Consider the following 13,624-nt stretch of genomic DNA (forward strand, 5'->3'; position numbering starts at 1 on the left):
ACTATTTTTAGGGGGGATTACCCCTGAGCCTCTTGTTTGGTTCTCTTGGCTTCCTGCTTGGCTTCGCTCGGGTCAATGTCTTGCGCGAGAAGAGCGCGAGCCTCGTCCTTGAGCTTACGTGCCTGCGCCAGCGAGATTGCCGGATACGCGCCGAACGATAATAGGCGCTCTTTCCCGAAGAACCTATATTTCAACTGCCACAACCGAGATCCAGACGGTTTCACAAGGATGTAAAGGCCCTCAAAATCGGAAACTTTGTACTGCTTGTCCCTCGGCTTCAGGTTTCGAATCTGAACATCGCTTAGAGGCATCTGGGGGTATCACCTTTCCGCTAGAACAACGATACCCCCAAAACACCCCCAATTCTGGGGGTATTCCATCGGACAGCAAAAACCGCTACCGGACAAAGAGCATCGCCAAAACCCTTATAACACAGGGGATATCGGACGTCTTTGGATTTCTAAGGATGGTGAAATGGTGCCCCCACACGGACTCGAACCGCGGACCTACTGATTACAAATCAGTTGCTCTACCAGCTGAGCTATAGGGGCTTGCGCGGCGGAATACTCACTTTGTCGGGCCTTTGCAAGATGCAAAATTACATTCGCGTCGTTCCTTGCCCACGCAGCATCCAATCGTGATCAACCTGCGTGACACCCGCCTCCAAGCTCACTCCAGCTCTTTGCGGAGTTGCGCTGTAACTGTTGTGCTACCGGTGGCCTTCCCCCGGTATCTGGGCCATTGAGAACTGGAATTTTCCACCTTCGAATGGAGGAAGGAGGAAGACTCATGAAGCGGAAGCGTTTCACAGAGCTGGAATGGGACCGTGGCCCCAGCGAGGCCGCGTAAGCCCATGTAAACGAGATCATCAGCGGGCTGAAGGAGCGCGAGGCGGCTCAACGCGCAAAGTCAGGTCATCGAGGAACCGAGCAACGCGAGCCCCGGGGATCGACACATCGGCGATCTGGCCGGGGCAAAACCGGCTGTGATCGTCTACGATGTTCAGCACACGAAACCGGCGGCAGTCAGCCAACTGGTCGCTGACGAAGTCCGGGGACCATCTTTGCATCGGCCTGTCGGGCACCTGAGGCTCGACGCGATCCCGCTTGGGCAGCTTGCGCCGCTTTTTGGTGCGACCCTGCAAGCCGTGCTCGGTATAGAGCCGGTAACACTACACCGGGGGGGGGAAGGTCACACCCATAGACAAGACCTAAGCTGTCATGGGCAATTGGTGAAGTCTGGCCGTTGGCAGGGTAGTGGAATCGTCTACGCTTTACAGGAGGGTGATGGCTTCGACATGGTTCAGCAATATTGCCATCGTGACAAAAAATCCGCAAAACACTGATTAATAGTTACCATATGTCCACGAAAGCTGTGAGAGACGCGCAAACTTATGCGCGCCACGCAAACTTTTCCGCTTCCCTACAACCCGTCAGAAATCCAGGTTTTCGACGCTGAGGGCGTTCTTCTGGATGAACTCGCGGCGCGGCTCCACCACGTCCCCCATCAGCTTGGTGAACAGATCGTCTGCCTCGATCATGTCGTCCACCCGCACCTGCAGCAATGTGCGCGCATCGGGGTCCAGCGTGGTCTCCCAGAGCTGATCGGGGTTCATTTCGCCCAGCCCCTTGTAGCGCTGCAGCGACAGGCCCTTTTCACCCTCGTCGAGCACCGCCTTCAACAGCTCCAGCGGACCGTGGATGAACTGCTGACGGTCCTTGCGGTGGAGCACAGCAGGGGAGCCGTAGATTTCCTGCAGGGACTGGGTAAAGCTCCCGGTCTTGCGGGCCTCGCCCGAGCGCAGCATCGGACCGTCAAGGGTCCGGACCTCCTCCACGCCCCGCAGAATGCGCGCGAGGCGGATACCATGATCCTGCGTGATCCGGCCTTGCCAGCCGCGTTCATATTCCAGCGCGATCAGATCCAGACGCGCCGCGACTTTATCCGCCACGCCCTGCAGATCAGCGTCTACCGCGCCGGGCACGAACCCGCCGGCGATTGCGGCCTGTTCGAGAATATGACGCGGGTAATGGGTCGGGAAGGCGTCCAGCAGACGCTTCAGACGGCGCGCCTCATCGACGACACGGGTCAAATCCTGCCCGGCGATCTCCGCACCCGTACCAAGCCGCAGGGTAGCCCCCTCAACCCCCTGATTGATCAGGTATTCTTCCATTGCGGCCTGGTCCTTCAGATAGACCTCCGACTTGCCCCGCGCGACCTTGTAGAGCGGCGGCTGCGCAATATAGAGATAGCCACCCTCGATCAGCTCCGGCATCTGCCGGTAGAAGAAGGTCAGAAGCAGCGTCCGGATGTGCGCACCATCCACATCCGCATCGGTCATGATGACAATCTTGTGGTAGCGCAGCTTGTCGATGTTGAATTCGTCGCGACCAATCCCGGTGCCAAGCGCCATCACCAGGTTGCCGATTTCCTGGCTCCCCAGCATGCGGTCAAAGCGGGCCCGTTCCACGTTCAGGATCTTGCCCTTCAATGGCAGGATCGCCTGCGTCTGGCGGTCACGGCCGGTCTGCGCCGAGCCTCCGGCGGAGTCCCCCTCGACGAGGAAGACTTCGGTTTTGGAGGGGTCTTTCTCCGAACAATCCTTCAACTTGCCTGCAAGGAAATTCACATCCATCGCCGTCTTGCGCCGGGTCAGTTCGCGCGCCTTGCGGGCCGCCTCCCGCGCCAGCGCGGCCTCGATGATCTTGCCGACCACCTGCTTGGCGACATTGGGATTTTCCTCGAACCATTCCGCCAGCTTTTCGTTCATCAGGCTCTCGACCACCGGGCGCACCTCGGAGGAGACGAGCTTGTCCTTGGTCTGGCTGGAGAATTTCGGATCCGGCACCTTGACCGACAAGACGCAGGTCAGCCCTTCGCGGGCATCGTCGCCGGTAAAGCTGATCTTTTCGCGTTTGGCGATGCCAGAGGTCTGGGCGTAGTTGTTGATCGTCCGGGTCAGCGCCCCGCGAAAACCGGCCACATGAGTGCCCCCGTCCCGCTGCGGGATATTGTTGGTAAACGGCAGCACCGTTTCGTGGTAGCTGTCGTTCCACCACATTGCGATCTCGACGCCGATATCGTCCTTTTCGCCAAGGATGTAGATCGGCGCATCCATGACAGGGCTTTTGGACCGGTCGAGGTATTTGACGAACTCCTTGACGCCGCCTTCGTAATAAAGCTCGATCTCCAGCGCCTCCGCCGGCCGTTCATCGCGCAGCAGGATCCGCACGCCGGAATTCAGGAACGCCAGTTCGCGCAGACGCTTTTCAAGGGTCTCGTAGGAAAACTCCAGGTTCGAAAACGTCTCAAGCGAGGCCAGGAACCGGACCTCGGTTCCCGTCCGGTCGCCACAGTCCCCCATCACCTTCAGGTGCTCGGTCGTATAGCCGCCCTCAAAGCGCGCCATATGTTCCTTGCCATTGCGCCAGACGCGCAGCTCCAGCCAGTCGGACAGAGCATTCACAACTGAAACACCCACGCCGTGCAGACCGCCGGAGACCTTGTAGGAATTGCTGTCAAACTTACCGCCGGCGTGCAATTGGGTCATGATGACCTCGGCCGCCGACACGCCCTCTTCCTGGTGGATATCGACAGGAATGCCGCGACCGTTGTCGCTCACCGAGACACTGGAATCCGCATGGATGGTGACCGTCACCCGGTCCGCGTGGCCCGCCAGCGCCTCATCGATGCCGTTGTCCACCACCTCATAAACCATGTGGTGCAGACCAGAGCCATCATCGGTGTCACCGATGTACATTCCGGGCCTTTTACGAACCGCCTCTAACCCCTTGAGAACTTTGATCGAATCTGCGCCATATTCTGCCGGGGTTTGCTCGTTTTCGGACATTCGCGCTTTCCTATTCTTGCTTTCGGATTTTATACGCTGTCCGGGGGGGGATGTCACGCGCAACCCCCCTTTTTTCTTGGCAGAATCACGCTCCGCGCGCACCAAGTGCAGAGACTTTTTCGCACCACTCCCTGACCCGCGACTCGACCGCGTGCGAGGCCGGCGCAAAGGAGGTGAACCGCGTCGGCTTGATGCCCACGAAACCGAAGATCTGACGCGACAGGATCTTCTTGATCGCGTTGCTGTACATCAGCCTGAGCAACACTGGCGGCGTGTCCGAGGTCAGCAAAACGCGCGCCGTCTTGCCGTGGAGCATTGGGGCCGGTACGCCCAGACGGGAGGTGTTTCGGGTGTCAAACGCCCGCCCCGGCAGCAGGGCGCGGTCGAACACGCCCTTGAGCCGCGCAGGGAGTGCCCCCCACCACAGCGGCGTCGTCAGCACCACGTGCTCCGCCCATTCCAAATCGGCCGTGAAAGCCTCAAGATCGGGCTCCAGCGGCTTTGGATCGCTGTAGCCACCGGTGCCGTAATCCGCATCGAAATCCATATCAGGCAGATTGTGATAGCGGACCTCATGACCTGCACGGATCGCCGCCGCGCAATAGGCCTCGGCCAGAGTCTTGTTGAGCGACGCATCGCCGGGGTGACCGTTCAAAAGGACAATTTTTCGCATAGACATGAGGGGCTCCGTGACAATAAACATGACCGTGGTCATTTGTTGCCGTCAAAACTGACCACGGTCAACTATAAAATTGACCCTGGTCAGTTTGTGAATTGAGAAGGACATCGGAGCATGCCCCGCGCACCGCAAAAACGTCGTTTGGAAACAAGGGCCAAGCTCCTGACCGTGGCGGAGTCCATTGTCGCCGAACACGGCTACTCCGCCCTCCGCGTGGAGGATGTCGTAGCCCAGGCCGGCGTCGCCAAAGGCACATTCTTCGCCCATTTCGGCGACAAAGACGGCCTTCTGGCGGTGATTCTCGGCGCCAGGGTCACTGAATTTCTCGACGCGATGGAAGCCGCGCCAAAACCGCAACACCCAGGTGACATCGCCACCCTCCTGGCGCCGCTGCTGGATTTCATCGCCCAGGACCGCGTTATCTTTGACCTTCTGCTGCGCTACTCCGGCACCACCGGCACCGAAGTCGACGAGATCATAACCCAGAGCTTCCTCCGGCAGATCACCATGTTCGCAGAGTGGATCGCCGGGCTTCAGGCCAGCGGACAGGTGCGGCCCGATCAGGACCCCACGCTCCTCGCCGAGGGCATACAGGCCTTTCTCAACCACGTGCTGGCCATCGGCTTCTGCATGGACCACGATAAGCAGCCCGCCGCCGAGGCGATCCTGCCCTATCTCCGCATTTGGCTGGCCTAGGTGAAGGGGATGATGCAGGCGACCGCGATCAGCAGATATCCGGCGCCCAAATTCATCCGCCGCAACGCCGTCGGAGAGCGCAGCACCTCGCGCACCCGCCCCACGAACCCCGCGAGCATGACGTTGCCCAGCAAGGGCACCACCATCGACACAGCGCAAATGGCGGCAATGTCGCGCCCGGTGACCGCCGACAGGTCAAAGAACCCCGGCAGGATCCCCATGTAGAACAATGCAGCCTTCGGGTTGCCGAGGATCACGATCACGCCCGCCACGAACCCGGCCCAGCGCCCCGGCCGCGTCAGGCGGCTGTTGCTGGCGATCGGTGCCCCCGCGCTGCGGATGGTTGCGATCCCCATCATCAGGAAGACGAGGACTGCGACCCCCTTCAGCACCAGCGCGATCTGCTCTGAAGCCGCAGTGATCCAGCTGACCCCGAGAATGGCCACCAACGGCCAGAAGACATCTCCGATGGCCACGCCCAGTGCCAGCGGCCAGCCCGCATGAAAGCCGCCCGAGACCGCCCGCGCCACCAGGGCCAGCCACACCGGCCCCGGCGTCAGAAACAGCGCAAACACGCCCCCCGCATATATCACCAGATCCCATAGCGTCAGCGTCACAACACCGTCACCTCGCTTGTTGCGTCATGGTCGGCAACATTCAAATGCTGCGCGCGCGACCCGAGTTCGGAAAACAACTCCGGCCCCGTGCCCGTCATCCAGGCCTGCGTCCCAAGAGCGCAGATTTCATCATAGAGCGCTGCCCGCCGCCCCGCGTCCAGATGGGCCGCCACCTCATCCAGCAAAAGAATAGGCGCCGCCCCCTCTTCGGCCTGCAGCGCGCGCGCATTGGCCAGCACAAGCGAGACCAGGAGCGCCTTCTGCTCTCCCGTCGAACAATCCTTTGCAGGCAGACCCTTGGCCGCGTAGCGCCCGATCAGATCGCTCCGGTGCGGCCCCACAAGCGTGCGCCCCACGGCCAGATCCCGCCCCCGCCCCGCATCCAGAGCCGCGCGCAGATCCGCCGCGCTTGCGGGCATCTCCCCCTCGGCCTGGATCAGCTCCAGCTCCGCCACGGGAAAGGCCGTCTCCGCCTCGGCCTGCGCCGCACGCAAACGGGTGACCGCAATCCCCCTGGCCTGATGAATGCGATGCCCGGCCTCGGCCATCTGCCCCTCCAGAACCCGATACCAGGCCGCATCCCTGACATTGTCCTTCAACAGGCGATTTCGCTCCCGCATGGCCTTTTCATAGGCCAAAGTCGCCTCCGCGTGATCCGGGTCGAAACTCAGCGCAATGCGGTCCAGAAACCGGCGCCGCCCTTCGGCCCCCTCGATCCACAACCGGTCCATCGCCGGGACCAGCCAGACAACCCGCGCGATACGCCCCAACGCCACCTGACTGGCGGCCTTGTTGTCGATCCGCACCTGCCGCGCATTCCCCCCCTCCGAGGAGGTCTCGACCTCATAGGCCTGAGACCCCGTCTGCAGAACGCCGCGCAGCTTCCAGCCCAGACTTTCCGGTTGCCGCGCCATCTCCGCAGCAGAGGCCCGCCGCAGCCCGCGCCCGGGCGAAAACAGGGACACCGCCTCAAGGATATTGGTCTTCCCCGCGCCGTTGTTGCCGTGGATGACCACCGGGCGGGCGTCCAAATGCAAATCCGCCCGCAAATGCGAGCGGAAATGGGACATGAAAAGAGAGGTCAGGGCGAGCAAAGGCGTCAGCTCTTCATCTTTTTAAAAATACCTCTGCCGGAGGCCGTGCCGCCAGGCACATCAAACCGGCCACATCAAACCCGCATCGGCATGACAACGTAGACCGCGCTTTCATCGCTGCCTTCGCGCATCAGGGTCGGATCGCCGGAGGAGTTGAACATGAACACGGCGTTTTCGCGATCCACCTGGTTGGCGATCTCCAGCAGATACTTGGCGTTAAAGCCAATTTCCAGCCGCTCGTCATTATAGGCCACCGCCAGCTCCTCTTCTGCCGCACCGCTGTCGGGCGCATTGACAGACAGGATCAACCGATCTTCGTCCAGCTGCAGCTTCACAGCCCGCGACCGCTCTGACGAGACGGTCGCCACGCGGTCGACCGCCTTGGCGAACTCGCTGGCATCCACCTCCAGACGGCGGGTGTTGCCGACCGGGATCACCCGCGTGTAATCGGGGAAGGTGCCATCGATGACCTTCGACGTCAGCGTGATCGACGGCGTGGCAAAGCGGACCTTGGTCTCGGACACCGACACTGCAATATCCATGTCGTCATCATCCAGAAGCTTGCGCAATTCGCCCACCGTCTTGCGCGGCACGATGACGCCCGGCATATCCTCGGCCCCAAGCGGCAGATCCGCATCGATCCGCGCCAGACGGTGACCGTCGGTGGCCACACAGCGCAGCGCCTTTCGGCCCGACTCCCCGTCGGCCACATGCATATACACGCCGTTCAGATAGTAGCGGGTTTCCTCGGTGGAAATTGCGAATTTCGACTTGTCGAACAAACGACGCAACATCGCCGCCTTGCCGGTGAAATTGGAATGATACTCGGAACTCGCCATCACCGGGAAATCCTCGCGCGGCAGCGTCGCGAGCGAGAAATTCGACCGTCCCGCCTCGACCGTCAACCGGCCCGACGCGGCATCCGCCGTCAGCGTCACCAGCGCGCCGTCCGGCAGTTTGCGAACGATTTCGTGCAGCGTCGTCGCCGCCACCGTTGTCGCCCCGGCCCGCTCAACCTGTGCAGGCGCCTTGTCCACAACCTCGATATCAAGGTCGGTGGCGCGGAACATCACATCGCTGCCTTCCGCCTCGATCAGCACATTCGCCAGGATCGGGATGGTGTTGCGCCGCTCGACCACCGACTGTGCCTGAGCCACAGCCTTCAGAAGCGTTCCGCGTTCAATGCTGATCTTCATGTCCCTCATTCCTCTTCGACTGGCAGTCTCGGGCGAACGGCCTTTGGCCGGGACCGGCAGATTAGCGCCCCCACCCTTCAACACAAGGTTTTTTATTGATTTCTCCAAGGGTTTGAGAGGAGCGTCAAGGGCTGACAGCCACACGGGCTCACAAAGTCCCGAAACAATGGCAGATGCGCCTGATTTCCCTCAGGCACCCCCGGAAAAAAACCGGCCCCGGTGGGCACCCGGAGCCGGTAAAGACGGAACAGACCGATGTGAGGCGCGGCCTGTCCGATTATTCGTCCTTGGGCACGTTACGCCTCCAGCGAGCGGCGCAGCATTTCAACATCTTCGGCAATCTGGCCGTCGATCGTCTTCAGCTCTTCGATCCGGCGCACGCCATGCATCACGGTGGTATGATCGCGGCCACCAAAACGCCGTCCGATTTCCGGCAGGCTCCGGCTGGTCAGCTGCTTGCACAGATACATCGCCACCTGACGCGGCCGCGCGTAGGACCGCAGACGCTTGGGGCCGATGATGTCGGACATGCGAATGTTGTAATATTCCGATACCTTGCGCTGGATCTCCTCGACGGTGATCTTGCGCTCTGACGCGCGCAGCACATCGGCCAGACAATCCTGCGTCAGATCCATGTCGATCTCGCGCCCCACCAGCGAGGCAAAGGCGAACAGACGGGTCAGAGCCCCCTCCAGCACCCGCACATTGGTCGAAATCCGATGCGCCAGCAGCTCCAGCACCCCATCCGCAATCTGCAGATCCGGATAGCTCTTCAGGTTCTGCTGCACCTTGGTCTGCAGGATGCCGAGACGCAGCTCGTAATCCGTCGGGTGCAAATCCACCACGAGACCACATTGCAGGCGGGATTTCACCCGGTCCTCCAGATCCTTGATTTCACCCGGGGCGCGGTCGGCCGAGATGATGATCTGCTTGTTCTGATCCACTAACGCATTGAACGTGTGGAAGAATTCTTCCTGTGTGGAGTCCTTTCCGGCGATGAACTGCACGTCATCCACCATCAGCACATCAACCGACCGGAACAGATGTTTGAAATCCATCATCTTGCGCTCGCGCAGCGCCTGCACGAAGCGGTACATGAACTGTTCCGCCGACAGATACAGCACGTTCAGCTCCGGGTTCCGCTCTTTCAGCTCCCAGGCGATGGCGTGCATCAGGTGCGTTTTACCGAGGCCAACGCCACCATAAAGAACCAGCGGGTTGAAGGTCACGGGGCCGCCCTCGCCGACGCGCCGCGCCGCTGCATGGGCCAGCTCGTTTGGCTTTCCGACCACGAAACTGTCAAAGGTGAACCGCGCATCCAGCGGAGCAGCCTGAAGATCATCCAGCGGCGATTTCACGGCTGCGGTTCCTTCTTCTGTGCCGCGGGCTTCTGGGCTGCGGGCAGCCGGGGCCGAATATCCCGCCGACGATTCGATCGCTTCTGCGGCGGTGGGTTGCACAGGGCGGGTCGGCGAATTGGCCGCGACCTTGAAGGCAAGGCGCTGCACGGGCTCACCGGACATGCTCAACTCGTGCAGGATCAGATCGGCAAAGTTCTGGCTGACGTAATTGCCCATAAAGTTGGTGGGCACGTGAAAGGTTGCCACGCCACCATCAACCTCTGCAAATTCCAGCGGCTCGATCCACGTCGTAAAATTGTTCTGCCCGACCGTTTTTAGCAAACGTTGTCTTAGTTGACCCCATGTGTCGTCTGTCATGCTGCGCCTCACGCATCCTGTGTTATGGCTGGATTTCACCGGCCTGTCGTTTCGTCCCGTTCCGGCTGCTCTTTTCAGAACACACCGGCAGCAATCGGACACAAAGAGAGCGTCGCCAGCCTGCAAGCAAACTGGCTCTCACGTGTTTCGAAAACCGAAAACAACGTTGACAAACGCGCAGACGCAAAACCGTCGCTGCGACGTAAAAACGCTGGCCCTTAATTCACTGATCAGGACAGATGCCAGAACGCAGTGATCGACACGGTATGCCTATAGATCACCGGACCGGTGTCACGCATGCGCATAACACCAGCTATAACGACTCTAATGCCCGTTAGAATCGTTGCGAGCAGCCTGTCCCCCCAGCGAATGAATCGCTGTACCCTTGGTAACAATTTCGGACCGGAAGCGGCAACGAAACTATGATGTTGACTCGGCATTCACCGGCAAAGAATCTCTACGACTCGACCGAAGTGACCGAAATCCTTCACACAAAAAAAGACACCGCCGGAGCGGTGCCTTTTAATGTTGAAATCTGAAAATGAGCCGTCAGAGACAGTGCCCGGGAATCGCTCAGGCGATCGAATTCACGCGCGCAGCCAGGCGGGAGATTTTCCGCGATGCCGTGTTCTTGTGGTAGACGCCTTTGGTGACGCCGCGCATCAGTTCGGGCTGGGCCGCGCGCAGGGCCGCGGTCGCCGCTTCCTTGTCGCCGGATGCGATGGCTTCTTCAACTTTACGCAGGAATGTGCGGATGCGCGAACGACGTGCTTTGTTGACAGCAAAACGCTTTTCGTTCTGACGGGCGCGTTTCTTTGCCTGAGGGCTATTTGCCATGGTGTACTGACCTTATCTACGGGTTCGTTTTATTCAAAAAGGCGTATGCCAGCCGAACCCGGATCAGATCCATCGGGTGAGATTCTAGCCAGAGCGGGCTGCACGCGCATGTATAGCGGCGGCTTCTAAGGGATTCGGGATGGATACGCAAGCACCTATTGCTCCCCACCATTGTTCCCAAGAGCCGGTTTCATTGGCTGGGAGCTGTCCGGGAGTTGCCTCGGATTTAGTTGGGGTTCAGCCCGGATTGGCCTGCAATTGGGCTGAGACACGGGGCGTGCGGATGAATTTGCGACTCTCACGTCGGGACGATATCACATATCCGAAATTGACCGGGGCAGCCCGCCAGCCGCAGGACCGGTCGGAAAGGGGCAAAAACACGTCGCCCCTCCCCATAAATAGTTACTTGTCCCGGAACTGAGCTTCGCGCTTTTCTAGGAAAGCAGCCATGCCCTCTTTTTGATCTTCCGTTGCAAACATGGAGTGAAAGACCCGCCGCTCGAACAGCATGCCCTCGCTCAGCGGCAACTCATAGGCCCGATTCACGGCCTCTTTGGCGGCAATCGACGTGAGAATCGATTTCTCGGTGATTTTCTGTGCCGCCGCCATTGCCTCTTCGATCAGTTTCTTGGCCGGGACCACCCGCGACACGAGACCAACACGCTCGGCCTCTTCCGCCGTCATGAAGCGGCCCGTCAGGTTCATGTCCATGGATTTGGACTTGCCCACGAAACGCGTCAGCCGCTGCGTGCCGCCCATGCCGGCAATCACGCCGAGGTTTATTTCCGGCTGGCCGAATTTTGCGGTCTCGGCCGCGATGATGAAGTCGCACATCATTGCCACTTCACAGCCACCGCCCAGCGCGTAGCCTGCAACAGCCGCGATGATCGGTTTGCGGATGGCGGCGATCCGGTCGTTGGTGTCGGCGAACAGGTTGGATGAAAACACATCCACATAGCTCAGCTCTGACATTTCCTTGATGTCAGCCCCGGCGGCAAAGGCCTTTTCCGACCCGGTCAGGACGATGCATCGGACCTTGTCGCTGGCGTCCGCCTCTTCCAGTGCTGAACACAGCTCGCCCAGAAGGACAGAATTAAGCGCGTTCAACGCCTCAGGCCGGTTCAGCTTGATAAGGCAGACGTGGTCCTGAATATCGACGTTGATCGTCTCATAGGCCATGACAATTCGCTTTCGGTTGTTGTTCCTGAATCCGAGTCCTTATCACGGCGGCGTCCTCTTTCAAGTTATCTTTGGCACTTGCCACAGTAGAAGGAAGACCGTCCTGACTGGGTGATTCTACTGATTTCGCCCTCGCATCCGGCGCGGCGACACGGTGCGCCTTCGCGTCCGTAGACATCGAATGTGTGCTGAAAATACCCAAGTTCTCCATTGGCTTGGCGAAAATCCTTCAACGAGGCCCCCCCCGCCTCGATCGCCTCCTGCAGCACCTGACGGATGATCGGAACCAGCGCCGCCACCCGGTTTTTTGCGATCCGCCCTGCTTCGCGACGTGGCGAAAGCCCTGCCCGAAAAAGCACCTCACAGACGTAAATATTGCCCAGTCCGGCGATGATTCCCTGATCCAGCAGGGCGGATTTCACCGGTGTCCTGCGCCCGGCAAAGGCCGCGATCAGATGCGAGTCGTTGAACCCGTTACCAAAGGGTTCCGGCCCGAGCACCGACAGCAGTTTGTGGCTCTCGGCCGTGGCCGTGTCTAACAGATCCATCGCCCCGAAGCGGCGCGGGTCGTTGAAGGTGACCTGCGCGCCATTGTCCATATGAAACACCACATGGTCGTGTTTCTGCAGCGCCGGGTGGTCATGCACGAACTGCCCCAGCGGATCCCCCGACACGGTCATCCGCCCGGACATGCCCAGATGGACCAGCAGCGTTTCGCCGCTGTCGAGATCGGCCAGGATGTATTTCGACCGCCGCCGCATCGCGACAATACGGCGCCCCGTCAGCCGCTCGGCCATCCGGTCCGGAAACGGCCAGCGCAGATCGGGCCGGTTCACGTCGGCGCGCAGAATCACCGCCCCCTCCATCGAAGGCTGCAGCCCCCGCATCACCGTCTCGACCTCGGGCAATTCAGGCATTAGATGGCTCCCTGACAGAAGGGCGCATTGTGCTGCCCCGTATGCGCCCTATAACAAGGGCGAAACTTCGAGGACAGCAAGCCATATGACCGAGAATTCTGACAGCACCACCCACTTCGGCTTTGAAACCGTGCCGGAGCACGAAAAGGCGGGCCGGGTGCAGGGAGTCTTCAACTCCGTCGCCTCGAAGTATGACATCATGAACGATGTGATGAGCATGGGCATCCACCGGGTCTGGAAAGACGCGATGATGGATTGGCTGGCGCCCCGCCCCGGTCAGCGGCTGCTGGATGTGGCCGGCGGCACCGGCGACATTTCCTTCCGCTTCCTGAAACGCGCGGGCTCCGGCCATTCCACCGTGCTGGATCTCACCGCGCCGATGCTGGAAGAGGGGCGCAAACGGGCCGAGGCGGAACAGATGGCAGACAGCCTTGATTGGGTGACCGGCGACGCCATGGCCCTGCCGTTCAAGGACAATACCTTTGACGTCTACACCATTTCCTTTGGCATCCGGAACGTGACCCGCCCGCAGGAGGCCCTGAACGAAGCCTTCCGGGTGCTGAAACCCGGCGGCCGCCTGATGGTTCTGGAATTCAGCCAACTGCCGAACGACGGGCTGCAGAAACTCTATGATCTCTATAGTTTCAACGTGATCCCGCGCATGGGTCAGATGATCGCCAATGACTATGACAGCTACAAATACCTGGTGGAATCGATCCGCAACTTCCCCGATCAGGACAGGTTCCTTGCGATGGTGCGGCAGGCGGGTTTTGAGAATGCCAAATACCGCAACCTGTCGATGGGGATCGCCGCGCTGCACTCCGGCTGGAAGATCTGACCC

The 13,624-nt window shown here is 60.3% G+C and carries 12 protein-coding genes, 1 tRNA gene and 1 pseudogene; 2 read left to right on the forward strand and 12 right to left on the reverse strand.

Going from position 1 to position 13,624, the window contains the following annotated elements:
* Positions 1-17: 17 nt before the first annotated feature.
* The 5 genes and pseudogenes from FGE21_RS10990 to FGE21_RS11005 all read right to left on the reverse strand — a co-directional run bounded on the left by FGE21_RS10990 (position 18) and on the right by FGE21_RS11005 (position 4,529).
* Positions 18-311, reverse strand: coding sequence for an Arm DNA-binding domain-containing protein (locus FGE21_RS10990; protein WP_139663343.1), 294 nt, complete (start codon positions 309-311; stop codon positions 18-20).
* A gap of 164 nt (positions 312-475) precedes the next feature.
* Positions 476-551: transfer RNA gene (locus tag FGE21_RS10995), tRNA-Thr, on the reverse strand.
* A 329-nt stretch (positions 552-880) separates the two neighbouring features.
* Positions 881-1,168: pseudogene (locus tag FGE21_RS20400) on the reverse strand (IS3 family transposase); the annotation flags it as partial.
* Between the two features lie 264 nt (positions 1,169-1,432).
* Entirely contained in the window at positions 1,433-3,850 is a 2,418-nt protein-coding gene (gyrB, locus tag FGE21_RS11000) for a DNA topoisomerase (ATP-hydrolyzing) subunit B (protein WP_139663344.1), read from the reverse strand.
* A gap of 85 nt (positions 3,851-3,935) precedes the next feature.
* Positions 3,936-4,529 (reverse strand): NAD(P)H-dependent oxidoreductase, encoded by a 594-nt coding sequence (locus FGE21_RS11005; protein ID WP_139663345.1) that lies wholly within the window; start codon positions 4,527-4,529, stop codon positions 3,936-3,938.
* A gap of 114 nt (positions 4,530-4,643) precedes the next feature.
* Here FGE21_RS11005 and FGE21_RS11010 point away from each other — a divergent pair, with 114 nt between their 5' ends.
* Positions 4,644-5,225, forward strand: coding sequence for a TetR/AcrR family transcriptional regulator (locus tag FGE21_RS11010; RefSeq protein WP_139663346.1), 582 nt, complete (start codon positions 4,644-4,646; stop codon positions 5,223-5,225).
* On the opposite strand, the gene FGE21_RS11015 is transcribed toward FGE21_RS11010, so the two are convergent.
* The 7 genes from FGE21_RS11015 to mutM all read right to left on the reverse strand — a co-directional run bounded on the left by FGE21_RS11015 (position 5,222) and on the right by mutM (position 12,783).
* Positions 5,222-5,842 (reverse strand): LysE family translocator, encoded by a 621-nt coding sequence (locus tag FGE21_RS11015; RefSeq protein WP_139663347.1) that lies wholly within the window; start codon positions 5,840-5,842, stop codon positions 5,222-5,224. The genes FGE21_RS11010 and FGE21_RS11015 overlap by 4 nt on opposite strands.
* Entirely contained in the window at positions 5,839-6,936 is a 1,098-nt protein-coding gene (gene recF, locus FGE21_RS11020; protein ID WP_139663348.1) for a DNA replication/repair protein RecF, read from the reverse strand. The genes FGE21_RS11015 and recF overlap by 4 nt, the downstream gene beginning before the upstream one ends.
* A gap of 74 nt (positions 6,937-7,010) precedes the next feature.
* Positions 7,011-8,132, reverse strand: coding sequence for a DNA polymerase III subunit beta (gene dnaN / locus FGE21_RS11025; protein WP_139663349.1), 1,122 nt, complete (start codon positions 8,130-8,132; stop codon positions 7,011-7,013).
* Positions 8,133-8,428: 296 nt separating this feature from the next.
* On the reverse strand, positions 8,429-9,850 hold the full coding sequence (gene dnaA, locus FGE21_RS11030; protein WP_139663350.1) for a chromosomal replication initiator protein DnaA: 1,422 nt from the start codon (positions 9,848-9,850) through the stop codon (positions 8,429-8,431).
* Positions 9,851-10,423: 573 nt separating this feature from the next.
* On the reverse strand, positions 10,424-10,687 hold the full coding sequence (gene rpsT / locus FGE21_RS11035) for a 30S ribosomal protein S20 (RefSeq protein WP_139663351.1): 264 nt from the start codon (positions 10,685-10,687) through the stop codon (positions 10,424-10,426).
* Between the two features lie 402 nt (positions 10,688-11,089).
* Positions 11,090-11,866 (reverse strand): enoyl-CoA hydratase, encoded by a 777-nt coding sequence (locus tag FGE21_RS11040; RefSeq protein ID WP_139663352.1) that lies wholly within the window; start codon positions 11,864-11,866, stop codon positions 11,090-11,092.
* 65 nt (positions 11,867-11,931) lie between these two features.
* The gene (mutM, locus tag FGE21_RS11045; RefSeq protein ID WP_139663353.1) at positions 11,932-12,783 is read right to left on the reverse strand and encodes a bifunctional DNA-formamidopyrimidine glycosylase/DNA-(apurinic or apyrimidinic site) lyase; all 852 of its coding nucleotides are present in this window, start codon (positions 12,781-12,783) and stop codon (positions 11,932-11,934) included.
* Positions 12,784-12,868: 85 nt separating this feature from the next.
* On the opposite strand from mutM, the gene ubiE reads away from it, so the two are divergent.
* Positions 12,869-13,621, forward strand: a complete 753-nt coding sequence (ubiE, locus tag FGE21_RS11050; RefSeq protein WP_139663354.1) for a bifunctional demethylmenaquinone methyltransferase/2-methoxy-6-polyprenyl-1,4-benzoquinol methylase UbiE — start codon at positions 12,869-12,871, stop codon at positions 13,619-13,621.
* Positions 13,622-13,624: the final 3 nt, after the last annotated feature.

It is taken from the genome of Phaeobacter sp. B1627, assembly GCF_006265095.1.
Lineage (GTDB): Bacteria > Pseudomonadota > Alphaproteobacteria > Rhodobacterales > Rhodobacteraceae > Epibacterium.

Bases quoted from the DNA above. Each gene is read 5' to 3' on its own strand.
- gyrB (WP_139663344.1), bottom strand. From the start codon at position 3,850: ATGTCCGAAAACGAGCAAACCCCGGCAGAATATGGCGCAGATTCGATC.
- mutM (WP_139663353.1), bottom strand. From the start codon at position 12,783: ATGCCTGAATTGCCCGAGGTCGAGACGGTGATGCGGGGGCTGCAGCCT.
- FGE21_RS11010 (WP_139663346.1), top strand. From the start codon at position 4,644: ATGCCCCGCGCACCGCAAAAACGTCGTTTGGAAACAAGGGCCAAGCTC.
- dnaA (WP_139663350.1), bottom strand. From the start codon at position 9,850: ATGACAGACGACACATGGGGTCAACTAAGACAACGTTTGCTAAAAACG.
- dnaN (WP_139663349.1), bottom strand. From the start codon at position 8,132: ATGAAGATCAGCATTGAACGCGGAACGCTTCTGAAGGCTGTGGCTCAG.
- FGE21_RS10990 (WP_139663343.1), bottom strand. From the start codon at position 311: ATGCCTCTAAGCGATGTTCAGATTCGAAACCTGAAGCCGAGGGACAAG.
- FGE21_RS11040 (WP_139663352.1), bottom strand. From the start codon at position 11,866: ATGGCCTATGAGACGATCAACGTCGATATTCAGGACCACGTCTGCCTT.
- FGE21_RS11005 (WP_139663345.1), bottom strand. From the start codon at position 4,529: ATGTCTATGCGAAAAATTGTCCTTTTGAACGGTCACCCCGGCGATGCG.
- rpsT (WP_139663351.1), bottom strand. From the start codon at position 10,687: ATGGCAAATAGCCCTCAGGCAAAGAAACGCGCCCGTCAGAACGAAAAG.
- ubiE (WP_139663354.1), top strand. From the start codon at position 12,869: ATGACCGAGAATTCTGACAGCACCACCCACTTCGGCTTTGAAACCGTG.